At 57.1% G+C, this 24,946-nt stretch carries 20 protein-coding genes and 1 tRNA gene; 12 read left to right on the top strand and 9 right to left on the bottom strand.

Going from position 1 to position 24,946, the window contains the following annotated elements; all coding sequences use genetic code 11:
* The first annotated feature begins 32 nt into the window (after positions 1 to 32).
* Entirely contained in the window at positions 33 to 3,566 is a 3,534-nt protein-coding gene (gene dnaE / locus H2O17_RS07775; protein WP_182049171.1) for a DNA polymerase III subunit alpha, read from the top strand.
* Positions 3,567 to 3,666: 100 nt separating this feature from the next.
* On the opposite strand, the gene H2O17_RS07770 is transcribed toward dnaE, so the two are convergent.
* The 6 genes from H2O17_RS07770 to H2O17_RS07745 form a co-directional block, all read right to left on the bottom strand.
* Positions 3,667 to 3,894, bottom strand: a complete 228-nt coding sequence (locus tag H2O17_RS07770) for an RNA-binding S4 domain-containing protein (protein ID WP_182049170.1) — start codon at positions 3,892 to 3,894, stop codon at positions 3,667 to 3,669.
* Positions 3,895 to 3,940: 46 nt separating this feature from the next.
* Entirely contained in the window at positions 3,941 to 4,453 is a 513-nt protein-coding gene (locus H2O17_RS07765; RefSeq protein WP_182049169.1) for a DedA family protein, read from the bottom strand.
* A gap of 31 nt (positions 4,454 to 4,484) precedes the next feature.
* The gene (locus H2O17_RS07760; protein WP_182049168.1) at positions 4,485 to 4,886 is read right to left on the bottom strand and encodes a Fur family transcriptional regulator; all 402 of its coding nucleotides are present in this window, start codon (positions 4,884 to 4,886) and stop codon (positions 4,485 to 4,487) included.
* Positions 4,868 to 5,740 (bottom strand): metal ABC transporter permease, encoded by an 873-nt coding sequence (locus tag H2O17_RS07755; RefSeq protein WP_182050987.1) that lies wholly within the window; start codon positions 5,738 to 5,740, stop codon positions 4,868 to 4,870. Before H2O17_RS07755 ends, H2O17_RS07760 begins: the two co-directional genes overlap by 19 nt.
* Before the next feature lie 8 nt (positions 5,741 to 5,748).
* Positions 5,749 to 6,552, bottom strand: a complete 804-nt coding sequence (locus H2O17_RS07750; RefSeq protein ID WP_182049167.1) for a metal ABC transporter ATP-binding protein — start codon at positions 6,550 to 6,552, stop codon at positions 5,749 to 5,751.
* Between the two features lie 144 nt (positions 6,553 to 6,696).
* Entirely contained in the window at positions 6,697 to 7,638 is a 942-nt protein-coding gene (locus H2O17_RS07745; RefSeq protein ID WP_182049166.1) for a metal ABC transporter substrate-binding protein, read from the bottom strand.
* A gap of 183 nt (positions 7,639 to 7,821) precedes the next feature.
* Between H2O17_RS07745 and H2O17_RS07740 the strand changes: the two genes are divergently transcribed.
* Together H2O17_RS07740 and dusB are read left to right on the top strand one after the other, a co-directional pair.
* The gene (locus H2O17_RS07740) at positions 7,822 to 9,219 is read left to right on the top strand and encodes a glycine--tRNA ligase (RefSeq protein ID WP_182049165.1); all 1,398 of its coding nucleotides are present in this window, start codon (positions 7,822 to 7,824) and stop codon (positions 9,217 to 9,219) included.
* Between the two features lie 148 nt (positions 9,220 to 9,367).
* Entirely contained in the window at positions 9,368 to 10,636 is a 1,269-nt protein-coding gene (gene dusB, locus H2O17_RS07735; RefSeq protein ID WP_246311189.1) for a tRNA dihydrouridine synthase DusB, read from the top strand.
* A 16-nt stretch (positions 10,637 to 10,652) separates the two neighbouring features.
* Here the strand turns inward: dusB and H2O17_RS07730 are convergent, their stop codons facing one another.
* Positions 10,653 to 11,750, bottom strand: coding sequence for a hypothetical protein (locus tag H2O17_RS07730; RefSeq protein WP_182049164.1), 1,098 nt, complete (start codon positions 11,748 to 11,750; stop codon positions 10,653 to 10,655).
* A 51-nt stretch (positions 11,751 to 11,801) separates the two neighbouring features.
* Between H2O17_RS07730 and H2O17_RS07725 the strand changes: the two genes are divergently transcribed.
* The 3 genes from H2O17_RS07725 (at position 11,802) to H2O17_RS07715 (ending at position 15,502) form a co-directional block, all read left to right on the top strand.
* Positions 11,802 to 13,049: a deoxyguanosinetriphosphate triphosphohydrolase gene (locus H2O17_RS07725; RefSeq protein ID WP_182049163.1), complete on the top strand. Its 1,248-nt coding sequence runs from the start codon at positions 11,802 to 11,804 to the stop codon at positions 13,047 to 13,049.
* Positions 13,050 to 13,187: 138 nt separating this feature from the next.
* A complete protein-coding gene (gene dnaG / locus H2O17_RS07720; protein ID WP_182049162.1) occupies positions 13,188 to 15,323 on the top strand; it encodes a DNA primase in 2,136 nt (711 codons plus the stop codon).
* Between the two features lie 102 nt (positions 15,324 to 15,425).
* Positions 15,426 to 15,502, top strand: a tRNA-Ile gene (locus H2O17_RS07715).
* 320 nt (positions 15,503 to 15,822) lie between these two features.
* Here H2O17_RS07715 and H2O17_RS07710 read toward each other — a convergent pair.
* On the bottom strand, positions 15,823 to 16,137 hold the full coding sequence (locus H2O17_RS07710) for a thiamine-binding protein (protein WP_182049161.1): 315 nt from the start codon (positions 16,135 to 16,137) through the stop codon (positions 15,823 to 15,825).
* Positions 16,138 to 16,338: 201 nt separating this feature from the next.
* On the opposite strand from H2O17_RS07710, the gene H2O17_RS07705 reads away from it, so the two are divergent.
* The 4 genes from H2O17_RS07705 to H2O17_RS07690 all read left to right on the top strand — a co-directional run bounded on the left by H2O17_RS07705 (position 16,339) and on the right by H2O17_RS07690 (position 19,979).
* On the top strand, positions 16,339 to 17,382 hold the full coding sequence (locus H2O17_RS07705) for a zinc-binding dehydrogenase (protein ID WP_182049160.1): 1,044 nt from the start codon (positions 16,339 to 16,341) through the stop codon (positions 17,380 to 17,382).
* Between the two features lie 170 nt (positions 17,383 to 17,552).
* A complete protein-coding gene (locus tag H2O17_RS07700; protein WP_182049159.1) occupies positions 17,553 to 18,077 on the top strand; it encodes a type 1 glutamine amidotransferase domain-containing protein in 525 nt (174 codons plus the stop codon).
* A gap of 110 nt (positions 18,078 to 18,187) precedes the next feature.
* Entirely contained in the window at positions 18,188 to 19,117 is a 930-nt protein-coding gene (locus H2O17_RS07695) for a VOC family protein (RefSeq protein ID WP_220456736.1), read from the top strand.
* A gap of 529 nt (positions 19,118 to 19,646) precedes the next feature.
* Positions 19,647 to 19,979, top strand: coding sequence for a Sec-independent protein translocase subunit TatA/TatB (locus H2O17_RS07690; RefSeq protein ID WP_182049158.1), 333 nt, complete (start codon positions 19,647 to 19,649; stop codon positions 19,977 to 19,979).
* Here the strand turns inward: H2O17_RS07690 and H2O17_RS07685 are convergent.
* Positions 19,950 to 20,102, bottom strand: coding sequence for a hypothetical protein (locus tag H2O17_RS07685; RefSeq protein ID WP_182049157.1), 153 nt, complete (start codon positions 20,100 to 20,102; stop codon positions 19,950 to 19,952). The two genes, H2O17_RS07690 and H2O17_RS07685, sit on opposite strands and share 30 nt — an antisense overlap.
* Between H2O17_RS07685 and H2O17_RS07680 the strand changes: the two genes are divergently transcribed.
* Both H2O17_RS07680 and H2O17_RS07675 read left to right on the top strand, forming a co-directional pair.
* Positions 20,101 to 22,470 carry a glycoside hydrolase family 127 protein gene (locus H2O17_RS07680; protein ID WP_182049156.1) on the top strand — a complete coding sequence of 790 codons (2,370 nt, stop codon included), beginning with the start codon at positions 20,101 to 20,103 and terminating at the stop codon, positions 22,468 to 22,470. The genes H2O17_RS07685 and H2O17_RS07680 overlap by 2 nt on opposite strands.
* A complete protein-coding gene (locus tag H2O17_RS07675; RefSeq protein WP_182049155.1) occupies positions 22,467 to 24,875 on the top strand; it encodes an FG-GAP repeat domain-containing protein in 2,409 nt (802 codons plus the stop codon). Before H2O17_RS07680 ends, H2O17_RS07675 begins: the two co-directional genes overlap by 4 nt.
* Positions 24,876 to 24,946 lie beyond the last annotated feature (71 nt).

Raw genomic sequence — 24,946 nt, 5'->3', positions numbered from 1 at the left:
TTTCGTCGAGGAGGCTCGCTAGAATGGTTGGCATGGCAAAAGACTTCGCTCACCTCCATGTCCACACTGAGTATTCGATGCTGGATGGCGCTGCGAAGATCAAGAAACTGGTCAAGGAAGCCAAGGCTCAGGGGCAGAAGTCAGTTGCCATCACTGATCACGGCTACTGCTTTGGGGCTTACGAATTCTACAAGGCCTGCAAGGACGCAGATATCAAGCCGATCATCGGCGTCGAAGCCTACATGACCCCCGGAACATCCCGCTATTCCAGCAATCGGGTGTTGTGGGGCGATGATACGCAGCGTTCGGACGATGTCTCGGCTCGCGGTGCCTACACGCATCTCACACTCCTCTCATACAACAACACGGGGTTGCATAACCTCTTCCGGGTGGCTTCACGGGCCTCGCTGGAAGGGCAGATGGGCAAGTGGCCACGTCTGGACATGGATCTTCTTGAGACCTACCACGATGGGCTCATCGCCACCGCCGGATGCCCATCGGGTGAGGTTCAGACCCGCCTGCGCTTGGGTCAGTTTGATGAGGCCTATGCTGCTGCTGGCCGTATGCAGGACCTCTTCGGCAAGGAGAACTACTTTGTCGAAGTTATGGACCATGACAATCAGATCGAGCGGCGGGTGCACAATGACTTGCTCGATCTAGCCAAGAAGATTGGTGCGCCACTTCTGGCCACCAACGATTCGCACTATGTGACAGCGAATGATGCTCCAATCCAAGACGCCATGTTGTGCATCAACTCTGGTTCTACACTTCAGGATCCCAACCGCTTCTCGTTCGATGGAACTGGCTACCACCTGCGTTCGTCACAAGACATGTGGGAACTGTTTGGCGATCTGCCGGGTGCATGCGAGAACACCTTGGCAATAGCCGAACGCTGCGACGTGTCCTTCCGCACCGCCTCCGAAGGCGCGAACTTCATGCCAGAGTTTCCCGTTCCCGAAGGAGAGGACGTCACATCTTGGTTTGTGAAAGAAGTGGAGAACGGCTTACACGGCCGATTCGGTGAACATATCCCCGCCGATGTGCGGGAACGTGCGGACTACGAAGTGGGCGTCATCGTTCAGATGGGTTTCCCGGGTTACTTCCTTGTCGTTTCTGATTACATCCGGTGGGCGAAGGAACACGGCATTCGCGTTGGACCTGGCCGAGGCTCAGGCGCTGGCTCGATGGTGGCGTATGCGCTGCGCATTACAGAACTTGACCCCATCAAGTACAGCCTCCTCTTCGAACGATTCCTCAACCCGGAACGCGTATCGATGCCCGATATCGACGTCGACTTCGACGAACGGCGCCGCGGCGAGGTCATTGAGTATGTAGAACGAAAGTATGGGGCAGACAAAGTCTCCCAGGTAGTCACCTTCGGAACCATCAAGACCAAGCAGGCACTCAAAGACTCCTCTCGTGTGCTTGGCTACCCGTTTGAGATGGGAGAACGCCTCACAAAGGCGCTTCCTCCGGCCGTTCAGGGCAAGGACATCTCGCTGGCAGGCATTTACAACGAGCAAGACGATCGTTACAAAGAAGCCGAGGATTTCCGCCAGCTGGTTGCAACGGATCACGATGCGAAGAAGGTCTTGGATCTGGCTCAGGGCCTCGAAGGTCTGACCCGTCAGTGGGGTGTGCACGCCTGTGCCATTCTCATGTCCTCTGTGCCGCTTACAGACGTAATCCCAGTCATGAAACGGCCAGCCGACGGCGCCACCATCACCCAGTTCGAATACCCGCTGTGCGAAGAACTGGGCATCCTCAAGATGGACTTCTTGGGTCTGTCAAACCTGACAACTATTGACGATGCCCTCCACAACATTGTGGCTAATGGCAAGGACCCGGTTGAGATTGAGTCAGTTCCACTTAATGATCAACCCACGTTTGATCTGCTAGGGCGTGCAGAGACACTTGGCGTGTTCCAGCTTGATGGTTCTGGAATGCGCGCCCTTCTCAAACAGATGAAGCCAACCGAGTTCGAGGATATCTCCGCGGTTTCAGCTCTGTATCGCCCAGGCCCTATGGGCATGAACTCGCACACAAACTACGCGCTGCGGAAGAACGGGCTTCAAGTGATCTCCCCGATCCACCCGGAGCTTGAGGAGCCACTAAAGGATGTGCTTGCAAGCACATATGGCCTGATTGTGTATCAGGAACAGGTTATGCAGATTGCGCGTACCTGCGCCGGATTCACAATGGGTCAGGCAGACACGCTTCGCAAGGCCATGGGTAAGAAGAAGATCGATGTGCTGAACAAGCAGTTCGAAAGCTTCTCCAAAGGCATGCTTGATAACGGCTACTCGAAGGAGTGCATCGATACGCTGTGGGGCGTATTGGTTCCCTTCGCGCAGTACGCCTTCAACCGCAGCCATTCGGCCTGCTATGGCCTTATTTCCTACTGGACGGCCTACCTCAAGGCCACCTACCCAGTGGAGTTCATGGCGGCCCTGCTCACCTCCAAGAAAGACAACAAGGATAAGCTTGCCCTCTACCTCGGCGAAGCGCGCCGGATGGGTATCACGGTTTTGGTTCCTGATGTCAACGAATCACTCTCCGATTTCTCCCCGGCGGGCGCCGAGATTCGAGTCGGATTGACTGCTATTCGTAACGTTGGCGCCAACGTGGTGGAAGGGATCATTCAGGCTCGCGAAGAAAAGGGCAAGTTCACCTCATTCCAAGACTTCCTCGACAAGGTGCCGCTACAGGTATGCAACAAGCGCGCTATTGAATGCTTGGTCAAAGCAGGGGCTTTCGATTCTCTCGGATACACCCGCCGTGCATTGCTCACCCGCGTTGAAGAGGCCGTGGACGCCGTCGTCGCACTCAAGAAGAATGAAGCCGCTGGCCAGTTTGACCTCTTCGGCGGAGCTGGCGTTGAACTCGAAGGCGGACTTGACGTAGTTATCCCAGACCTGCCCGAATGGGATAAGAAGGTGAAGCTTGATCATGAACGCGACATGCTCGGCCTGTATGTCTCCGATCATCCGCTTTCCGGACTGGAGCACGTGTTGGAGCGGGGAGCCGACATCACCATTGTGAGACTCATGAACGAGGAGGCGATTCCCGATGGCTCTTCGATCAATCTGGCGGGGCTCATCACATCGGTTCAGCCACGTATCTCCAAGAAGAACGGCAAGATGTGGGCCACGATCACGCTTGAGGATCTGACAGGTAGCACGGAAATCAACTTCTTCCCGCAGACCTATCAGACGGTCTCTACGATGCTCACCCAGGATCAAGTTGCAATCGTCACCTGCCGAGTGCAAGATCGCGATGGATCGATCCAACTCTCCGCGCAGTCCATGACCCTGCCTTCGGGTGATCTCATGCCGGATTCGCCGTTGGATCTCCAGCTGCCTGAACGCATGTGCACGCAGCAACTCATGGCCAACCTTGCAGTGATCCTCAAGTCCTACCCGGGCTCATCACCGGTGCGGCTGCATATCCGCAGGCCCTCTACTACCGCTGTGGTTCAGGTATCGCAGGAGTACTACGTGAAGCAAGGCGCAGGCATGTTTTCAGATCTGCGCGTGTTGTTGGGCCGCAACTGCCTTATGCAATAGGGCGAATGCCAAATAACGCAGGTACGCCGTGTGGTTTGGTCCAGACGTGCGGGCGGGCCGGGTCAACACCCGGCCCGCCCGCGTTCGCGCCTGTGCGCAGTTACTCTTCGAGGGCTACGAGTTCCACGGCGATCTCGCCGTGGACTGTTTCCAAGGCCACGACGTCGCCATCACTGAGGTGATGTCCGCGGCGGGTTTCCACCACGCCATTGACCGTGATATCACCCAGCTCAATCATCTCGCGAGCTTCGGAGCCTGATTCCGCCAGCGAGGCAAGCTTGACGAACTGGCCAAGCTTAATAGGGAGGGTAACTTCAATTCTGTCCATCAGACTTCCTGCGTTTCGAGTGTGGTGTGGTTGGCTACGGCGGAATCTACTTGCTGATGCGCCGCTTACGGCGTCGCTTGAGAACAATATAGGCTCCACAGCCCACAATCACAGCGCACATCACGGCGATTCCGGCTGGGGATCCTGCGGCAGCGGCAATTGCTGCGTTCCACACGGCAAAGCCAATAGTGGAGTAAATCGCGGCCCACGCCACCCATCCAGGGAACGCCGCAAGGGCGAACCGGGGATAGCTCAGGCCAATGATACCGGCGGCGAGCATAACGAATGACTGCACGCCAACCGTAAGAAATGCCAGGGGAATAGCGATCCAGCCACGACGCCGCACCGTCGCCATGGCTCGCTGAGTGGTAGGTAGATTAGCCCACGTCCAGATCCTCAGAGGGAAGCCAGAGGTAGGAGGTGCTGGTCTCAACATGAGATGGTTGGCATAGCGGCCCAGAGCGTATGTGGCACTCGATCTAGCAAATGCCCCAAACATGAAGAAGGCAAACAAGAGAGCGAAGGGCCCCTCGGCAATGAATTGGGGGATTTCGTTCATGATGCAAATCCTATCGGAGGGAGCTCAGGGTTCACGTCTTGGCAGCGCGGATTGAGCACTGGGCGCACAGCCCTGAGAGCTCGAGCGTATGTTCCACTTCAGAAAACCCTGCCGAAGCCGCAACTGAGCGTGCCCATTCCTCAACTCCTGCACCGGAGACCTCAACCGTGCGTCCGCAGGTGCGGCAGACCAGATGGTGGTGGTGCGAACTCGTTTGGCACCGCCTATACAGGGTTTCGACGTCGAGGCGCAGTACGTCCAGTTCGCCGTCGTCGGACATGGACTGAAGCGTTCGGTATACGGTCGCTAACCCAATCTTCTGGCCTGCCACCATCATCTGTTCGTGAAGTTGTTGTGCGCTAACGAACCCTTTTTGGTCCGAGATCATCTGAGTGATCGCCGCGCGCTGGGCCGTCATGCGTGCGCTGGGCATTCTTGACTCCTTGAGGTTGCGTGGCGGGAACGCATTCCGGCGATCGAACGAACGAAGGCCACGATTGCATAGATGGCAATGAGGATGACCACGATTGTAGCGCCCGGGGATGCGGCAACGGAGTAGGTGATGACCAGTCCAGCCACGCACACCACTGCGCCGATCCCCTGAGAAATGCGCATCGTGTGGACGAACGACGTGGAAAGAAGCTGAGCGATGGCCACGGGCACAATCATGATTGCCGATACCAGAAGCACACCCACGACCCGCATCGATACCGATACGGTGAGGGCGGCAAGCACTGCCACAAGAATGTTCAACAAACGAACGGGCAGGCCGGTGGAACGTGAGAACTCCTCGTCATGGGACAGTGCGAAGAGGGCACCACGCAGGCCGATACCCACGAGCACGATGAAGACCGCCAGAATGACGGTATACCAAACGTCTGCAGTTGAGACCGTTGCGATAGAGCCGAAGAGATAGCTGGTTAAGTTGGTAGTGGTGCCGCCCGCAATGCGGATGAGCAGGACGCCGCCAGCAATACCCCCATAGAACAACATCGCAAGTGCCACGTCGCCGCCAGTTCGGCCGTGTTCGCGAACTATTTCGATGAGAATCGCGCCCACGAGTGACGCAAGGATAGCGCCAGGGATAGCCAGAGCATCATTGGGACTGATACCGAACCAACCTGCTGCCAACCAACCGAGTGCGACGCCTGTAAGGGAAACATGGCCAATACCGTCACCCATCAAGGCCATACCTCGTTGGACAAGATACGTGCCCACAATCGGGGCCGCAAAGCCCACAAGCAGCGCGACTACAAGGGCGCGCTGCATGAGTGGGGAGGCAAGCATTTCGATGATCACGGCATCTCCGTTCGAAGGATGGGAGCGTGGTGGGAAGTAGGGGCTGGAGATTCGTGGGGATGCACGTGATCATGCTCAAGATCGTCATGTCCCGGATCGGGGCGTGGCGGGGCTCCATCGCGGCGAATATGACCATCGCGGAGTTCGATTGCGCGAGTCATGAGAGATTCGAGTTCTCCCATTTCGTGGAGCACGGTAACCAGAGTCAAGCTCTGTGACTGCAAATTGGCAAGGAGTTCGGCCAAGGTCTCGCGTGACTCCCGGTCGATTCCTGCTAAGGGTTCATCTAGGAAGAGGAGATCAGGTTGGCGCACCAGTGCCCGCGCAATGAGTACGCGTTGGGCCTGACCACCGGAGAAAACCTGAACGTGGTCATTCGCGCGATCTGCCAAGCCGACGGCATCAAGCGCAGCCAAAGCAGCTTCGCGCGCCTTCCGGCCGCGGTCTGCCCACAAACGCTTGCCAGGGCCAAGCAATCCAGCTTTCACCACCTCGAGCGCGGTGGCTGGAACTCCAGATCCAGCGCTGACGCGTTGCGGCACATACCCAATCTCATCCCAGCTCACTTTGTGCCTGATGGAGATATCTTGTCCGAACAGTTCGATGGATCCGGAGGCGAGCGGCACCACCCCGAGCATTGCGCGAACCAGAGTTGACTTGCCTGAACCGTTGGGGCCAAGTAGGGCGACGGATTCGCCAGCAGAAACCGAAAAGGTGATGCCATGAAGGATCCGGCTGTTGCCGAGAACCACTGACACATCACGCGCAACGATTGGAGCGATGGATGTTTCTCTGGCCATTGTTACCTGAATTCGTATGTGGGGATGCCCCCAAATGGGGGAACGGATAGCGCTGAAGGACGGAAAGGAGGAGGGCATTCGCACGCAGCAGCAGATTTCGCGAGCGCGAGTAAGAGCACGCACCATGACCGCGAGACATAGAGTCTACTGGCAGTCGAGTGCAGTGCGAAGTGCGGAGAGATTGTCGGTCATTGCACTGACGTAGTCCCCATCTTCTGGCTGTGCCTCCAGAGTGTTGAGGACTTTGGTGGTGGCACCGGTTTCAGTTGCAAGAGCATCGGCGGTTTTCGATGACACGAGCTCTTCAGTGAAAACGGTGGTTGATCCGGTGGACTCGATGACCTTCTTCATTGCAGCAAGGTTTGCGGGGCTCGGCTCGGACTCTGGATCGATTCCCGAAATTGATACTTGCTCGAGGTCGTATCTATCGGCGAAATAGCCGAATGCAGAGTGGCTTGCCACAATCGTGCGCCGCTCGCAGGTCTGGAGGCCGGCTGCGAGGGAGTCATCTAGGTCAGAAAGGGAAGTCTGGACGGCAGAGAGGTTTGCGGCGAACAGATCCACGTTTTCGGGATCTGAAGTGGCCAACTGCTTCTCGATTGCGCCGGCAGCCGCTTCCATTCGATGCGGATCCAGCCAGAAGTGAGGATCTGTGGTGCTGTGACCATCGGAAGACTCTTCTTCGGAAGCTACTGAGTGATTACCGTCGGTATCCTCGCTCAGTGGCACAAGGTCAACCGTGGAGGTGAGATCGAGGATAGTCGGGCCAGAAATGAGGGCGACGGCGTCGTCGAGAGACGGCTGGAAATCCGGCACGTAAATGATGGTATCGGCGTCTTCGAGCTTCGCAATATCTTTGGGTGAGAGCTCGAAATCGTGGGGTTCCACGTTCCCGGGAGTTATGAGGGTGACGTCAACCGCATCGCCGCCAATCTGCTCGGTAAGCCATGCGATGGGGTAGAAGGATGCAGAAACCTGAAGCTTGCCGTCTGACGAGTTGTCAGGCGTGCTGGCCAAACTGGAGCATCCGGATAGGCCCAGTGTGATTACCGCACTTGCTGCGAAAGCGATGTGTGTCTTCTTCATGAGAACGATTATCACTATTGATGAGAATGATTGTCAATTTCAATCAAAGTGGTGTGTGCAAGGCCGCCGTGCGGAGCGATACGCAGCGGGATCTGTGAGGTGGCTAGGATGGTGGTCAGTCCGTGCCAGCCGGGTACGGACCCAATTCGCATCATCCAGATGCGTAACGAAAGGAGTACGCGTATGGCCAAGTCGGCCCCCTCGCGCCTCGACAACGTTATCTCCCTCGCCAAACGCCGTGGCTTTGTGTATCCATGCGGCGAAATCTATGGCGGCACGCGCTCAGCTTGGGACTATGGCCCACTGGGTGTGGAGCTTAAGGAGAACATCAAGCGCCAATGGTGGCGCTACATGATTACTTCCCGTGACGACGTCGTGGGCTTGGATTCATCCATCATCCTTCCCAAGGAAGTGTGGGTGGCCTCCGGTCACGTCGGTGTGTTCACGGATCCGCTCACAGAATGCCTTTCCTGCCACAAGCGCTTCCGCGTGGACCAGATGCAAGAGGAGTATGCGCAACGCAAGGGGCTAGAGGACCCTGACGCAGTTGAGCTCACTGAGCTGCCATGTCCTAACTGCGGCACTCGCGGCCAGTGGACCGAACCACGCGACTTCAACATGATGCTCAAGACCTACCTTGGGCCCGTGGAAGATGAATCCGGATTGCACTACCTGCGGCCGGAAACGGCTCAGGGTATCTTCATCAACTTCCAGAATGTGGCGACCTCGGCACGCAAGAAGCCGCCGTTTGGCATTGGCCAGATCGGTAAGTCTTTCCGCAACGAGATCACCCCAGGAAACTTCATTTTCCGCACTCGTGAGTTCGAGCAGATGGAAATGGAGTTCTTCGTGGAGCCCGGCACGGATGAGGACTGGCACGAATACTGGATCAATCAACGCCGCGATTGGTACACAGACCTCGGCATTAGTGAGGAGAACCTTCGCTTCTACGAGCATCCACAGGAGAAGCTCTCCCACTACTCCAAGCGCACTGTTGACATCGAGTACAAGTTCGGATTCCAAGCTTCGGATTGGGGTGAGCTGGAAGGTATTGCCAATCGTACCGATTTTGACCTTTCGACCCATTCGAAGCATTCGGGCAAGGATCTCTCTTTCTTCGATCAGGCCAGCGGCGAACGCTGGGTGCCCTACGTCATCGAGCCTGCAGCCGGCCTAACTCGTTCCCTCATGGCTTTCCTGTGTGAGGCATACGTGGAAGACGAAGCTCCCAACACGAAGGGTGGGGTGGACAAGCGTGTTGTGCTCAAGCTCGATCCGCGTCTCTCCCCGGTCAAGGCGGCAGTGCTGCCACTCTCGCGTTCTGAGAAGCTATCGCCCGTTGCGCGAGAACTCGCGAGCAAGTTGCGTAAGTACTGGAACGTTGATTTCGACGACGCCGGAGCCGTTGGCCGCCGGTACCGCCGCCAGGATGAGATCGGCACGCCATACTGCATCACGGTGGACTTCGATTCTTTGGAGGACAACGCGGTAACCGTGCGTGATCGCGACACAATGGAGCAGATCCGTATTCCAATCGATGAGGTGCAAGGATTCTTGGCGGGCAAGTTGATTGGCTGCTAATCACTGAACCAATGCGGTGAAAGGCTCGGGTGGTTGCCGGTACTTCGGCAACCACCCGAGCCTTTCTGTGAGGTACGTGCTACTGGTGTGTGGCGGGGTCTCCGCTAGTCTTGACTGAGCACAAATACCAGATGGCGGGAGAGGATGCATGGCCGGGGTAGCAAACACAGGAACCATGACGGGCCAAGCAGTTCAGCTTGGTGCGTTACGGTTGGGCACGCCCGTCATGCTGGCACCCATGGCTGGAGTCACGAATCCTCCATTCCGCCAGTTGTGCCGGGAGCAAGGCGAAGCCGGCATGCGCGCGGCAGGATGCGATGTTGACGCGCCCATGCGCGAGGCTGGGCACATTCCCGGGACCTACGCGCCTGCGGGCTTGTGGGTGTGTGAGATGGTAACAACTCGGGCGCTTGTGGAGCGCAACGCTGAAACGATGAACATGATCAAACCGGATCTAGGCGATCCGGTCCGTTCGATTCAGCTGTATGGTGTGGAACCGGCCACCACAGCCGAAGCTGTGCGGATACTTGTGGCGGAGAATCGTGCGGACCACATTGATCTCAACTTTGGCTGCCCGGCCCCGAAAGTCACGCGTAAGGGCGGCGGTTCAGCCCTTCCGTGGAAACTCGACCTTTTCCGTGAGCTCGTGACGGCCGCGGTTGCGGCTTCGCGTGCTGCCAGCGTGGATCGCGACTTCGAAGTGCCCATCAGTGCCAAGATCAGGATTGGCATCGACGAGGATCACCTGACGTTCTCCGATGCGGCACACATTGCCGAAGATGCAGGAATCGTGGGACTCACTCTCCACGCCCGCACGACGGCGCAACACTACGCGGGTCATGCCCACTGGGATGCCATCAACGAACTTGTGCAGGCAACCGCCCTCCCTGTGCTGGGCAATGGTGACGTGTTTGGGGTGGATGACGCACAGAACCTCATGGAGCAGACGGGAGCCAAGGGAGTGGCCGTTGGGAGGGGATGCCAAGGCCGCCCATGGGTCTTCCACGATCTAGCCGCCTATCTTCACGGTTCCGCGGCCCGCGCGCTACCTACGTTGGCGGAGGTGGCGCAGACTCTTGTTCGTCACGCTGAGCTCTCCATCGAGCACTTCAACAACGATGAACACCGCGCTCTTCGCGAGCTGCGCAAGCATATGGCGTGGTATCTTCGTGGATTTGCAGTCGGCGGCGAAGCCCGGAACGAACTCGCATTGGTCTCAACCCTTGACGAATTGAAGGACCGCTTGGGAAACCTTGATCTCGATCAGCCTTTCCCTTCTGCTGCAGAAGGGCCTCGAGGCCGGGCAGGGAGCCCAAAACGTCCCCACCTTCCAGACGGATGGTTGGACTCGCGTGTTCTGAGTGCAGAGCAACAAGCGAAAATCGCGTTAGCCGAAATCGGAGTCTCGGGCGGCTAATGCGTACCGCTGGTGACTAGATGGCCTCTGGAAGCGTCTCGATGGTGGCGTCTGACGCGCTGAGCCAAGCCACACCGCCCGGCGCCAGCCACACGCCCTCGGGATCAGTGGTTGCGGCATCGTCGGAGACCACAAGAGTGCCGGATGCTTCCTGGAGCAGTGCTGAATTGTTGCTGAAGTTGGCAACGACGACGATGCGGCCGACACTCAGGCTCACTACGTCAAGCTGAGGATCCATGTCAATGAGAGTGATCGGAGCGGTTGCGAGGCGGTATTCGTTCCGAATCCGAAGGGCTGCCCGAAGCGTTGGGGTGATGTCCAGACTGGATCCAACTGTCATCATTCCGGGGAGAGCCAGGCGCAAAAGGGCTGCACCTGTGGGTGTGAGAGCTCCGTGAGTGCGCTCAAGAGTTGTCTTTCCTACATACCAACCCGGGGTAGTGCCAAAACGCCGGTAGGAGCTATAGATCTCGTCAAGTTTCGAAGCGAACGCTGTGGCTCTCCAGGGGCCGCCATCCAGCAAGCCATGGAAGAGCACGTGCACCCAGTTCTCTGCCAGAACGTGCAGAAGAGCGTCAGTATTTTCGGGAGTGTGGCTGAGTAGAAGGGCAGCGCCTTCGCTGAACTGCGCGGTGAGTGCCAGGAGCGGAAGCATGGCCGTGGCAACTTCGTCGTCGTCGTGCCATTGACTCATAACAGCGATACCTTTGGCGCCTGATTGGAGCCAGCGGCGGGCGGCGGGAATGTTGGCGACCTCATCGCGCGTATCGAGCCGCACGATGATAGATACGCCGATCTGCTCGGCTTTGGCCATCACACGCTCAAGGTAATCCGGTTCGTCTGGGACGGTTGAGGGCACTGAGACGCTGGGAATCTGGAAGCGCCCGGCGCGCGAAATATCTGCGCGCACGCCCTCAGCCTGGGTGTGGTTTGACTGGTAAAGAGTTTCCTGATGCCACCACTGGCCCGCACTATTGGCTGGGAACAGTAGTTTCGCGCGCAAGCTCCCAGAATCCGCAAGGCTTTGGAGCGGAGCGAGCCGCGTGGAAGCAACCTCTGTACTCGATTTGCCGGAGGATTCAGGCGCAGAACTGCGGTCAACAAGGATGTCCACAACTCTTTAGTACCATCACGTGCGGCCCTACGCAAAGGTAGGCTCTACTGCGTGGCAGACAGGTATAGTGCGCAAGATCGGGAACGATGGGTTCGTGAACCCGCGAAGAACCCTAGTCGAACAGAGTTTGAACGCGACCGCGCCCGCGTTCTGCACTCCTCGGCCCTGCGGCGGCTTGGGGCAAAAACGCAGGTACTGGGCCCGGAATCCGATGATTTCGTTCGCACCCGCCTCACTCATTCTCTTGAAGTCGCACAAATCGGGCGATCACTGGGAAAGAACTTCGGGTGCGATCCAGACATTGTGGAAACCGCTTGTTTGTGCCACGATTTGGGGCATCCACCATTTGGACATAACGGGGAAGCGGCGCTTAATGAAGTTGCTGAGTCCGTGGGTGGCTTCGAAGGCAATGCGCAGACGCTTCGGCTTCTCACACGGCTCGAACCCAAGCGATTGACTCCGGATGGCGAACCGGCCGGGCTCAACCTCACACGCGCCACCTTGGATGCCACGATCAAGTACCCCTGGCTAAACAGGGAAGGGCCGCCGCTCTCGGATGGTTCGGCAACGCCCAAGTTCAATGTCTATTCCGACGACGAAGCCGTGTTCCGGTGGATACACGGCGAACATGGCCATGCAAAGTGTATAGAGGCCCAGATTATGGATCTGGCGGATGACATCGCGTATTCGGTCCATGACGTCGAGGATGGAGTAGTGCGCGGTTTTGTGAAGCCGGAGGCTCTGCGCGATTCCATCCAGCAACAACGCATCATAGCCGCCACTCAGGACTGGTACGCAATGCCAGATGCCGGGCGCCTGGAGGCCGCACTTGATCGCCTGCTCGGCGAGGAACTGTGGCCCGGCGGTTTCACTGGATCGTACCGAGATTTGGCCGCTATGAAGGATCTGACCAGCGATCTCATCGGCAGATTCGTTTCTGCTGTGTGTGAGGCCACCTACCGTGAGTATGGCGAGGATCCTTTGGTCAGGTATGAGGGTAACGTGGTGATCCCGGACGATATCTGCGACGAGATCACGGTACTCAAGGGCATCGCCGTTGAGTACGTCATGCTGCCACGCGAGTATGAACCCCTCTACTACGAGCAGCGGACACTCCTTTTCGACCTCGTGGATGCAATCGCAGCCAATCCCCACCATCTCGAACCTCACTTCTACGACATGTGGAAGCGCGAGGATTCTGATGCCCGGCTTCGGGTAGTTGTTGATCAGGTGGCTTCTCTCACTGACCAGTCAGCGCGTCAGTGGCATGCCAGATTGTGCGGGATGCTAAGGAACTGAATCCGCGTCAGTGCGGCGGTCGCTGGTTGCGAGCGAGGATCATTTGCTCTGACGGAATTGAGGTTTCGCTTGGCAGCCGAGTGTCAAGGTGACGTAGGCCAGCTAATACTTGTCGCCGCCAGCTACTAGACTGTCCCCATGCCTGGCCTTATCAGGCGGGAGGACATCGACGAAGTCCGCGCCCGCATTCGGATCGACGACGTCGTCTCGGGATACGTTGCGCTCCGCACGGCCGGTATGGATTCCATGAAGGGCTTGTGCCCGTTTCATGATGAAAAGACTCCGTCATTTCACGTACGCCCAAACGTTGGCAGGTGGCACTGTTTCGGATGCGGTGAGGGTGGCGATGCTATCTCGTTCATCGAGAAGGTTGAGCACATCTCATTCGTTGAAGCTGTGGAGCTGTTGGCGCGCAAAGCTAACGTGCAGCTCCACTACGAGGAGGATGGCCGCACCGGGCCGCGCGATCAAGGCGGACCAAGCCGAGCTCGATTGATTGACGCACATCGTGTGGCAATGGAGTTCTATATCAAGCAACTCCACACCCCGGATGCGCAAGCTGCTCGCACAATGCTCGCTGAGCGCGGCTTTGACGATGCGGCGATCGCCCACTACCAGATCGGTTATTCGCCCGATTCGTGGGATTCGCTGCTCAGGGAGTTGCGCAACCACGGTTTCAGTGAACGCGAGATATCTGTTTCTGGCCTTGCGACCCAAGGTAACCGCGGTATGTATGACAGGTTCCGCGGCCGAGTCATGTGGCCGATCTTCTCCATTACTGGCGACCCGATCGGATTTGGCGCACGCCGCCTGAAGGATGACGATAATGGCCCGAAGTATCTCAATACTCCTGAGACCCCCATATACAAGAAGTCGCAGGTTCTCTATGGACTCAACCTCGCAAAGAAGGCAATATCGCAAGAACGCCGCGTCGTCGTCGTAGAAGGCTACACGGACGTCATGGCAGCGCAACTTGCCGGAATCGAGTGTGCGGTGGCCACGTGCGGTACGGCGTTTGGTACAGACCATGTCAAGATCGTTCGGCGCCTCATTGGTGATGGCGCAGATCCGGCCGCTGGCGTCATGCTTTCCAATGGGAAGTCCTACGGTGGCGAGGTCGTCTTCACCTTCGACGGCGACGCCGCGGGCCAGAAGGCCGCGTTGCGCGCATTCCAGGAGGATCAGTCATTCGCCGCGCAGACGTTTGTAGCCGTTGCTGAGAACGGTATGGATCCATGCGAAGTCCGAATGACGTACGGAGATGAGGGTGTGCGCCAGGTCGTGGCCGCACGCCGTCCTCTCTTCGAGTTCGCGATTCAGTCTGCGCTTGCGGGCCTGCCGCTCAACACTGCGGAAGGCCGTACCGCTGGGCTTCGAGCCGCGGCGCCTATGGTTGCCTCAATCCGCGACAGAGTGTTGCGTGGGGAATACACTCGCCAGCTGGCTGGATGGCTCGGCATGGACGAAGTGACTGTGCGCATGGCGGTTAAGGGCGCCGCGCGTCACCCACAGGCTCGGCGGGGGAACGATTCCCAGTTCGGCGGTGCTGGTTCTCAGTTCGGGGGTGCTGGTTCTCAGTTTGATGGCGCACGGCAGGGGAGCTTTGGACCGGCCGGTGCGGGTGGGCCAGCTGGCATGGGGGCGGCTCGTGGAGCGGTCCAAGGTAGCGAACAGCAATCATCGGGGAGCCAAGGCGGTGCAGAGCTTCCGCGCGAGCCTGTACTCAGACCGCGCAACCAGCTGCGTGATCCAATTGAGCGGGTAGAACGCGAGGCCCTGGAAGTGTACTTGCAGGTGCCGTGGTATGCAGCCGACGCGCTCATGGATCAGTTGCCACCCCAAACCTTCCAAGTGCCCATTCATGCGAGTGTCCATGATGCCATCCGTGCCACAGGTGGAACTCAATCCTTCACCACTCGATTTGATGAGCTCAGAGAAAAGGGTTTGACTGAGGAACAGGCTCGGCGCGACGCCAGTTCGTGGTATATAGAGAGAGTATTGCGCAACTCTGACCCTATCGTGGCGCGCGCTGTGAACCAGCTCGTGGTGGAAGATCTGCCAGAGAACCGGCAAGATCGAATGCGGTGGTACTCGTGGAGCATCGCCATGGCCCTTATTCGTCAGGGCATCACACGTCAGATTGCCGACGTTCGATCCGAACTCCAGCGCACCCCGCCAGCAGATGAACGTTATAGCGCGCTCTTCGCTCGGCTTATCGAGCTTGAGAACCAGCGGCGGGCCTGCGATGAGCAGATTGAGACACCTGAAGCGTGATACGTGTGCTGAAGCTGATACCTACGCCGATTCAGAAGAATCAGCTTTGAGCCGCTATTATGGTCAAGGTTGCAGATGGAGGCTTGCTCGGATCTGCTGCTAGCCCCCATAGCTCAGTTGGTCAGAGCAGTGGACTCATAACCCATCGGTCACAGGTTCAAGTCCTGTTGGGGGCACCAATAATGGCGGAATACCGCCACTTTCCTACGTCACTGAGCCGTCTAATTTCGCCAAAAACGGCAAGAGTCATCGGAAAGTCATCGGAAAGTCGATAGAAAGTCGTCGTCTATTCCAGGTTTTCGACCATGCTTTGCAGGATGTGAGAGGCGTCCGGTCCCAACGCTCGATGCCAACACCAATCGTCAGACTGCGGTTTTCGCATACTGGCACGATGACGGTTTGGCCCGAGAAATGATCCGTGATGAAGCATCGCACCACAGCCAGCTTCGGATTGTGAAACGCCAGATCTCAGCTGGGGTGGGGTGGAGCTCAGATGTGATCAGGCGTCGGCGTCGCGCTTCATTGCGGCGTTCAGGCGCTCCACCTTGCCTGTGATCTCGCCAGAGCGCCCCGGGCGCAGATCGGCCTTCAGCACGAGCGAGACCCGGGGAGACACCTCTGCCACGGCCTCGCATGCGGCTTTGATAACCGGCATGACGTCATCCCATTCACCTTCAACGGTGGTGAACATCGATGTGGTCTCCTGGGGGAGGCCGGAGGCTTGGATGACTTCGACGGCGCGCGCAACGATATCGCTCATGGAGCCGTCAGGATCGGACGTAGTTGATGGTGCAATAGAGAAGGCAAACAACATAACTTCATCCTAATCCGTGTTCACGGTGGTGATGTCTTGGCGGGACGAAAGTCTGAGTATAAGAAGATCGATATTCTGTATGTACCTAGACCGAAATGGACGTAGCCTTGACTGGTCGGGACGAACGTCTCACTCTTATCCTGTCAAGGATGACAGGCAGGTTATCGCCGTCAATGAGGACGGCTCAGGAAGGACCATACGATGACCGAAACCATGCGCGCCGAGCGCCTGAACTTGGAAACCAAGGAAGTCACAGTCGAAGATGTGCCAATTCCGGAACCAGGACCGGGCGAGGTGCTCATCAAGGTTGAGTATTGCGGTATCTGCCACTCGGATATCTCGCTCATCAATGGAACTCTGCCCAGCTCGCTTCCCGTCGTGACGCAAGGCCACGAAGCCTCGGGAACCATCGCTGGAATCGGAGCTGGCGTCAGCGGTTGGGATCTGGGAGACCGCGTCATTCCTTCGGCCGGCAGACCATGCATGAAGTGCCGCAACTGCCGCCGCGGCGCCTACACAGATTGCCTGCACATGCAGGTCATGGCATTCAACTATGACGGCGCTTGGGCTGAGTACTGCATCTCTCCGGCCGCTGGCCTCACCCGAATTCCCGATAACGTTGACTTCAAAGAGGCTGCCATTTTGGCCGACGCCGTCGCCACACCGTACGGCGCTGTTGTTCGCACGGCAAAGGTTCGTCCAGGTGAGGCAGTTGGAGTCTGGGGTCTGGGTGGCGTTGGAACGCACATTGTGCAGATTGCTCGGATTACCGGAGCCGTACCGATCATCGCTGTGGACGTGGATGACGAAGTGTTGCGCCGGGCTATGAAGTCTGGTGCTGACTATGCTTTCAACTCGAAGGATCCAGATCTGGTTGAGAAGATCCATTCGGCAACGGGTGGGCGTGACCTCAATGTCGCTTTCGATGCGGTGGGTATCTCGGCGACCTTCTCCAAGGCCATTGAGTGCTTGGGTGTTGGCGGGCGTCTGGTCTCTGTTGGCATGTCAGCTGAGAAGCTCTCGGTTGGCCACGGCGCACAGTTCAGTATGAAGAGGCTGACTGCCTCGGGTCACTTCGGGTACAAATCTGAGGATATTGCAACGCTGGCCGATCTCTTGAGCTTCGAACGTCTTGACCTGAGCCGTTCGATCTCAGGGGTGATCTCATTGGAGAACATCAAGGAAGGCATTCGCCAGCTCGATGAACATGAAGGCAGCCCCATCAGGATCTTGGTGCGGCCGTAGCGTGCGCGTGCAATAACGCCTTCACAAGGGTGGCTCACATCCTGGACCAGTTCCAACGTGTTCTGGCACCGATGTGGGCCACCCTTTTCGCCGACTGCAAAGAGGCCCTGCCGCACATGAGTATGCATCTGCAAGGATGAATGGAGCGACCCGATAGAAAGGTGCCTGACATGGCGAAGAAAGTTGCTTTTGTTCTCAAGCGCGGCGTTGAACAGCCGGAACTCACGGAACCGTGGGCGGCCGTGAAGGAAGCGGGCTATGAGCCGGTTCTCATTTCAGACGCCCCCGGTGAAGTCACTGCGCTCATCCACGATTGGGAACGAGGAGAATCCTTCCCCGTCGATCTCGAACTGAAGGATGCCAATCCGGATGACTATGCGCTACTCGTGTTGCCCGGCGGCACGTTGAATTCTGACAAAATTCGCACTGTTCCGGAAGCGTTGGCTTTCGTCAAGGCATTCGTGGATGCCGGTAAGCCAATTGCGTCGATCTGCCATGGCCCGTGGATTCTCATTGAGGCAGGGGCAGTCAAGGGCAAGAAGATTACCTCCACAGCCCGCATTTCGACGGATCTCAAGAATGCCGGAGCCCAATGGATAGATGAGGAAGTGGTCATTGATGGCAATCTCATCTCGAGCCGAAGCCCGCGCGATCTTCCGGCATTCAACAAAGCAATTGTAGAGGTGCTCGGCTGAGCCCTCGCCAAACTGGACGGCGCCCGCCTCTAGGTCTTGTGTCCTACGCCACATATTCGGAATACTCATAGCTAACTCGGCACTGTGCCGAGCTTCGTGGTGAGGAGTGCATGATGCAGAAGATCATTCCGAACATTTGGTTCAACAAGACTGCGCCCGAGGCGGGCGCCTTCTATGAGGCGATCTTTCCTGGCTCAAAGGCATCAATTGATTCGTTCTACCCGACCCAAGGTCTGATGGACTTCCAAGAAGACCTAGCCGGTGAGGCCTTAACTGTCACCTTCCAACTTGGCGAGTACCGCTTTGTGTTCATCAATGCGGGTCCGGAGTTTCGGCCAAACCCCCGGATCTCATTCATCCTCAACTTCGACCCGCTTCTGTTTGGTAATGACAAGACGGCAGCGCGCCACGAACTGGATCGCGTGTGGAAAGCACTCGGCGAAGGTGGCGAGATACGGATGGATCTCGGAGAGTACCCGTTCAGCCCGCATTACGGCTGGGTCGAAGACAAATACGGGGTCAACTGGCAGTTGATATCGTCGGATCCCGACGGCGCCCCGCGCCCATTCGTGATTCCCGCGATGCTGTTTTCAGGAACGTCAGACTTCAAAGCCGAATCCGCAGTGGACTTCTACCTAGATGTGTTTGAGGATTCGGAGCTCGGAGATCGGTTCTATTACCCGGAGCAAGATGGCGAAACCGGTGGCATTCCTGAGTCAGTACATAGCCGGCGACCGGTCATGTACTCCGATTTTCGGATTGGCAATCAGTGGTTCGCTGCCACAGATTCTAAAGATGACATGCCATTCAGCTCCGATTGCGGGGTCTCATTCCAAGTTGATTGCCGAGATCAAACGGAAATTGACTCTCTATGGGAGGCGCTTTCAGCAGTTCCCGAGGCAGAGCAATGTGGTTGGCTCGCTGATCAGTTCGGAGTAGCGTGGCAGATCGTTCCAGAGAATATGGAAGAACTCATGCGCCGCCCCAACGCGTGGAACAACATGATGGCAATGCACAAAATTGTCATAGATGACTTCTAGAATCCCGAGTAAGACAATTGGATATGTTCCAATCTTGACGGCAGTGTTGCGCACGGTTCGGCCTGGCACATTCGATTCATATCACGAAGTATTCTATTTTGGGGACTCGTCGAGTCTGTGTACCTGACCTGCAGTTTGTCAAGGTTTCATGCATCTATCTGCCGTGAATCTTGCTGGGCAGAAGCTCACAAACGTGACTGCAAGTTGCGAAAAAGCGCCTCATTTCGGGTAGTGAGGTGTCACAAAGTGACGGAATGACAAGGATAGCCACACACACCCACTTTCAGCGAAAATTTTCGGTATTCCCCAACGACTCCCTTTCATTTGTCATGGTCTTCTCAGACTGGTAGCGTCTCACTCGCAGACGAAATGTTAGGGCTAACATTTTGGTCGGTCCGGGGCCAATGAGGGCCACGGGCGGGTATATATTGCCGCCAGGAACGGGTGCCAGCGGTGTCACCGGTTCCTTCTACAACGACGCCTAATGGCCGGTTATTGGCCATTATTGGGTTGCATCTTTGGAGTATCGGTGTTCGGGATTTCACTTGATGAAGCAATTGTCATACTTGCGTTGATGGCGCTCATTGTTGGGCCTAAGCGACTTCCGCTACTGGTGTCGCGGCTGACCGAACGGATTCGTCATATGAAGGTACTGTGGCGAGCTGCCAACGACCGTGCCGATGCAGACGCGGTGGCTCTATGGGCCTCCTCAGGCATCAACTCTTTCGATCCACGTTATCTGGTCCAATCAGATCTGGTCGAAGATGACGCGCAGAGTTTCGTGGCACTTCCGCCTCCCGTGCCAGCCCTGCCTGAAGATGCTTCCACGAGCTCAGAGCAGGGGATCGGGAACGTTGCCTGAGGCAACCTTCGCAATGCGGCGATAAGTGAGAAGTACATGTGCGCTGCGCTCAATGCCGAGCGTGGAGTCGTCAGCAGAATCAGTACCGCGTGGAGCGGTTCTGAACAAGAGAAAGCAGATCATGAACCAACATGAAAGAGAAGGGGTCCATGGTGATGGTCCATTCACGGATCTCGCGCGAGCCAAGATCTCACGGCGGTCGTTTCTGGAAGGCGCAGCACTTACCGGTGTGGTGGTAGGGGCCAGTTCCCTTCTGGCACGCTCGCCGGCCGCAGCTGCTGCCCAAGCATCACGTGTTCCGGTAGCGCAACTCAGTGGGATAGAGCAGCAACGTGCAGCAGTGACCGGTAGCGTTGTTCCACTTTCGAAGGTCAGAGCTTCTCAGCCGAATCAGTTTGAACCGGATGTTTGGGTTAATCGTCCGTTCGGTCTATCTGACGTGTCCATTGATAGCGGTGTTTACAAGCGAGGTCAGGATCAAGGCTTGGCACTCGCGCGCGCCTACTCCGTGGATCGGATACTCGCAGTGTTCCGTCGCAATGCGGGGCTGGACACGAAAGGTGCAACACCCCCAGGTGGTTGGGAAGAGTATGGCCCGGCTCCCGATACTCAGAAGTGGGGAGCAGCCGAATATGTGCGTGGGCAGAACAAGGCAGGAGCAGGTGGATTGCTTCGGGGCCACTATGCTGGCCATTTTCTGTCGATGATCTCGATGGCCTATGCGTCAACTGGTGAGGCCGCACTCAAGAGCAGGGTTGACGAACTGGTGGTGGGTCTCAAGGAATGTCGGGATGCGCTAGCGGCGCAAACGTATCAAGGCAAACCGCGCTACTCTCATCCCGGATTTCTTTCCGCCTACGGGGAATGGCAGTTTTCCGCACTGGAAGAATATGCGCCATATGGAGAGATTTGGGCACCCTACTACACTCTTCACAAGATCCTCGATGGGCTCAACAACGCATATCTATTGACCGGCAGTCAAGATTCACTAGAGCTGGCTGAGGGAATTGGCCGATGGGTCTATTCACGGCTATCAAAGTGCACCAGTGATCAACTGACCAAGATGTGGTCGATCTACATTGGCGGTGAATATGGTGGCATGAACGATTCGCTAGTGGACCTGTATTCGGCGTCGAAGGCCACGGATCGCGACGTGTTCCTCAAAGCTGCCCGTCTGTTTGACCTTCCCACACTCATCGACGCATGTGCACAAGGGCGTGACACTCTCAACGGCAAGCATGCAAACCAACATATTCCTCAATTTGTTGGATACGCGAAACTCTATGCGGTCACCGGTGAGGAACGTTATCTCAAGGCGGTCAAAGGATTCTTCGACATGATTGTGCCAGGGCGTATGTACGCCCATGGCGGCACCGGAGAGGGAGAGCTTTGGGGCCCTGCCGATACGGTGGCCGGCGATATTGGCTCCCGTAATGCCGAATCGTGCGCAGCATACAACATGGTGAAAGTCGCGTGGCAGCTCTTTCACATCACAGGAGAACAACGCTATTCGGATTACTGCGAACGTACCGTTCTCAATCATCTTCTTGGCGGGCACCGCGATAAGAACTCCACTACGTCACCAGAAAACCTGTATATGTTTCCGGTACATGCTGGGGCTCAGAAGGAGTACGGCGACGGAAACATCGGAACCTGTTGCGGTGGTACAGGTATGGAAAGCCCGATGCGCTATCAAGAGACGGCCTATGCGCATTCGGCCGACAACACGACACTCTTTGTCAACTTCCTTATGCCGTCAACCCTGACGTGGCAAGAGAAGGGGCTTGTCCTTCGAGTTTCCTCCGAGTATCCGCTGGATGGAAAGGCGACACTCGAAGTTGTGTCAGCACCTTCGACGTCTCTTGAGATTGCCATCAGGGTTCCTGAATGGGTCACGGGAGAGGCATCCGCTGCCGTTTCTGGAGCAAAAGTGACCTCGTCCGGGGGAGCATACATCCGTATCAAGCGGACATGGGCGGCGGGTGACATGATCGCGCTTTCTGTGCCCATGCGGGTGTGGGTAGATCCCACGGTGGATCGTCCCGAACTACAAGCGCTTCGTTACGGTCCTGTGGTCTACGCTGCCGTTGGGAAGACGACGAAGTTTCCTCAGATCTCGTTGTCTGCGATGTACGACCTCAGCGGTGGGCTGAATCACGCAGCGACGTGGAACGGTACGTCTCTCATACTGGCCGGACGCGAATTCGATCCGCTCTACGCCGGTCACGATATCTACTACAGCACCTACTTCGAACGAGTCGAGAAATCGATCGCCTTCGGCGGGCAGGACTCTGGAGTCCTCAATATGCAGGGAGCCAACGGGTCAGCATTCCTCGACGAACTATGGACGGCAGCACCCTTCGCTAGTCGCGCTGACTTCCTCGAACGCGTGCGGGATCTATCCAAGCAGTACCAAGATTCGGGAGCGATGACATCTAAGGACCGCCAAAAGGTCCTCCTCGCTGCCTCACGCGCACGAATGGAGAAATGATGGTGCACAAACAGGAATCGCGCCCGGCACGCGGGAAGCGTAAGTGGATCGCCGGGCTCGTGGCCGCGCTCGCGTTGGGTGGCCTCACGGTCCCAGTACAAGCCGCAGATACTCCCGAACTAGTGAATGTTGCCAGCCAAACAAGTGAGCACGAACCCGAAGTGACTGTCAGCTACGTTCCCGCGTGGAACAGCGCTGGCGCGCTCAACAATGGATCAAGTGCGGCACCCGGTCATGGAGACGTGTGGGGGACATACGGCGATTTCAGCGCGTCGCATTGGGCACAGTATGAATGGGATACCCCCGTCACAGTGTCAACCACATCGGTATGGTTCTGGAACGATGCTGCAAGCGCCGGAAATGTCCTCAATCCGCAGGATTGGACATTCCAATACTGGGATGAAGAAGCAGAGGAGTTCGTCGACGTCGTCGCCGAATATCCAGTTGCCGCCGGTGACGGTAGCGTGCTTGGACCCAACACCGTCGCATTCGATCCAGTGAAGACCACGAAAGTGCGGATCGTCCTCAACGCTCAAGCAAGAGATGATTCTTGGTTCTCTGTGGCGGCCACAGAATGGGAGGTCATGGGATCATTCACGGAGGAAGAGCCGGAGCCTGTAGACCCAAGCGCTCCGATTGACGTCGAAGCGGTGCATGTGCGGACAGCTGTTAACCAGCAGCCAATACTCCCAAACAATGTGTGGGTCCTTCCTGAAAATGGTCCATTGAGTTACTCAAAGGTGGAGTGGGCAAGCGTTGATTCTGCAGCTCTTGCTGAGACTGGCAAGTTCACGGTTGCAGGAACACTTGCAAACGGAACAACCAAGGTTCAAGCCACTATCTATGTTGTGGCCGATCCAGATCTGGATGTCGAGAGTTTCGATTATGCTGCCACCATCACCACCCCCGGGGTTGCCCCTGTGTGCCCTAATACTGTGGTGGCGCATTATGCCGATGGCTCGCAGAGTTCTCAGATTGGAGTCACGTGGGAAAAGGCTGATCCGTCAACCTACGCTGAGGCGGAATCCTATGGAGACATTTCCGGAAGTATTTCCGGTGCGGAAGAACCTGCCCTGTGTACATTCTGGGTGGTTGAGCCTGCCGTAGCGGTTGATACACCTCCTTACGTAAAGGTTGATATGGCGGATTCGCCCACCGCGACTGGCTGGTACACACAACGTCCTGCGTTCACCATCATCGCGCAAGAACGCACTTCGCCCATTGCCTCCGTCGAATACTCATTCGGTGGGGATTGGACGAAAGCTAGTGCGGACGCCGTTCAGATTCCAGGTGAAGGCCTCGTAACGGTCTACGTGCGGGCTACTGACACCGAGGGTCGAGTAGGAAATGCGGAGGCACAACTCAAGGTTGATACGAAGGCCCCGAGTTCCACCTTCACAGTGGCCGAGGATTCAGAGGGCAAAGTTGTGACTGTTGACCTCGCTGCTTTCGATGGAGAAGTGGGCAGTGGCGTGAGCCGAATCGTGTATTCGATGGGGCCATCGGCTGACCCCGAAAGCACTGAGAACGATATGTGGGCCACGTATGATGAACCGTTTACGGTTGCACGTCGCGATGTCCCTATGTATGTTCACGTCCGCGCTCAGGACGTAGCTGGCAATCAGGAACAGACAAATTCGATGACCGTGGATGCTCTCAAACCCACGGAGCCAAAGGATGATCCTCGCCCAGTTCCTGAGAAGAGCAAGGGAACTAACGCCTTCTTCCAGGACACCGTCAAGGATTCAATCGCACGCACAGCGATGACAGTCGCATCGGCGACTGACGTGCTTGCGGGAGATTGGGATGGCGATGGCGTTGACACCTTGGTTCTGCGAAAAGGAAACGTATACACCTTCCTCGGATCGAACAGGACCGGTGCTGACGGCACTTCTGTCACGTTTGGGACGACGACGTCGATTCCTGTGGTTGGCGACTTTAACGGTGACGGTCTGGACGATCTTGCTGTTCGTGCCGCACGCAACAACAACTTCTCCATCTCGTACAACCGCGGCGGAGCCATCCCGGGCGGTAGTCCGGACAAGGTCATCACATTCGGGCGTCCGAGTGACGTCCCGATCGCTGGCGATTGGGATGGCGATGGGACCGACTCACTGGGTGTGCAACGCGGCCGGCACTTCCTGCTTCGTAAGAAAGTCTCCTCAGGTGCTGCGAACATTTCGTTTGCCTATGGGAGGCCTGGTGACACGCCAATAGTCGGCGACTTCGATGGTGACGGCAAGGATGCGATCTCCATTGTCCGTGTGACAACTCTGCACGTGAACAACTCGCTACGAGCGGGCGCGGCAGAAAGCCGAGTCGTCTACGGCCGAGTCGGGGATATACGAGTCGCTGGTGATTGGTTCGGCAAGGGCTTCGATTCAGTCGCTGCCATTCGGTACTAACAAAGACGCGCAGTTCCCGCATAGAGCCCCAGGGGTAAGAGCGGGAACTGCGCGCAGACCCATCCATAGAC

It is taken from the genome of Changpingibacter yushuensis, assembly GCF_014041995.1.
GTDB classification, from domain to species: domain Bacteria; phylum Actinomycetota; class Actinomycetes; order Actinomycetales; family Actinomycetaceae; genus Changpingibacter; species Changpingibacter yushuensis.
This window is presented reverse-complemented; position numbering and strand designations above follow the sequence as displayed.

What these genes read in the sequence shown, in the direction of transcription:
- dnaE (WP_182049171.1), top strand. Translation starts at nt 33, where the DNA reads ATGGCAAAAGACTTCGCTCACCTCCATGTCCACACTGAGTATTCGATG.
- H2O17_RS07770 (WP_182049170.1), bottom strand. Translation starts at nt 3,894, where the DNA reads ATGGACAGAATTGAAGTTACCCTCCCTATTAAGCTTGGCCAGTTCGTC.
- H2O17_RS07765 (WP_182049169.1), bottom strand. Translation starts at nt 4,453, where the DNA reads ATGAACGAAATCCCCCAATTCATTGCCGAGGGGCCCTTCGCTCTCTTG.
- H2O17_RS07760 (WP_182049168.1), bottom strand. Translation starts at nt 4,886, where the DNA reads ATGCCCAGCGCACGCATGACGGCCCAGCGCGCGGCGATCACTCAGATG.
- H2O17_RS07755 (WP_182050987.1), bottom strand. Translation starts at nt 5,740, where the DNA reads ATGCTTGCCTCCCCACTCATGCAGCGCGCCCTTGTAGTCGCGCTGCTT.
- H2O17_RS07750 (WP_182049167.1), bottom strand. Translation starts at nt 6,552, where the DNA reads ATGGCCAGAGAAACATCCATCGCTCCAATCGTTGCGCGTGATGTGTCA.
- H2O17_RS07745 (WP_182049166.1), bottom strand. Translation starts at nt 7,638, where the DNA reads ATGAAGAAGACACACATCGCTTTCGCAGCAAGTGCGGTAATCACACTG.
- H2O17_RS07740 (WP_182049165.1), top strand. Translation starts at nt 7,822, where the DNA reads ATGGCCAAGTCGGCCCCCTCGCGCCTCGACAACGTTATCTCCCTCGCC.
- dusB (WP_246311189.1), top strand. Translation starts at nt 9,368, where the DNA reads ATGGCCGGGGTAGCAAACACAGGAACCATGACGGGCCAAGCAGTTCAG.
- dnaG (WP_182049162.1), top strand. Translation starts at nt 13,188, where the DNA reads ATGCCTGGCCTTATCAGGCGGGAGGACATCGACGAAGTCCGCGCCCGC.
- H2O17_RS07710 (WP_182049161.1), bottom strand. Translation starts at nt 16,137, where the DNA reads ATGTTGTTTGCCTTCTCTATTGCACCATCAACTACGTCCGATCCTGAC.
- H2O17_RS07705 (WP_182049160.1), top strand. Translation starts at nt 16,339, where the DNA reads ATGACCGAAACCATGCGCGCCGAGCGCCTGAACTTGGAAACCAAGGAA.
- H2O17_RS07700 (WP_182049159.1), top strand. Translation starts at nt 17,553, where the DNA reads ATGGCGAAGAAAGTTGCTTTTGTTCTCAAGCGCGGCGTTGAACAGCCG.
- H2O17_RS07695 (WP_220456736.1), top strand. Translation starts at nt 18,188, where the DNA reads ATGATGCAGAAGATCATTCCGAACATTTGGTTCAACAAGACTGCGCCC.
- H2O17_RS07680 (WP_182049156.1), top strand. Translation starts at nt 20,101, where the DNA reads ATGAACCAACATGAAAGAGAAGGGGTCCATGGTGATGGTCCATTCACG.
- H2O17_RS07685 (WP_182049157.1), bottom strand. Translation starts at nt 20,102, where the DNA reads ATGATCTGCTTTCTCTTGTTCAGAACCGCTCCACGCGGTACTGATTCT.
- H2O17_RS07675 (WP_182049155.1), top strand. Translation starts at nt 22,467, where the DNA reads ATGATGGTGCACAAACAGGAATCGCGCCCGGCACGCGGGAAGCGTAAG.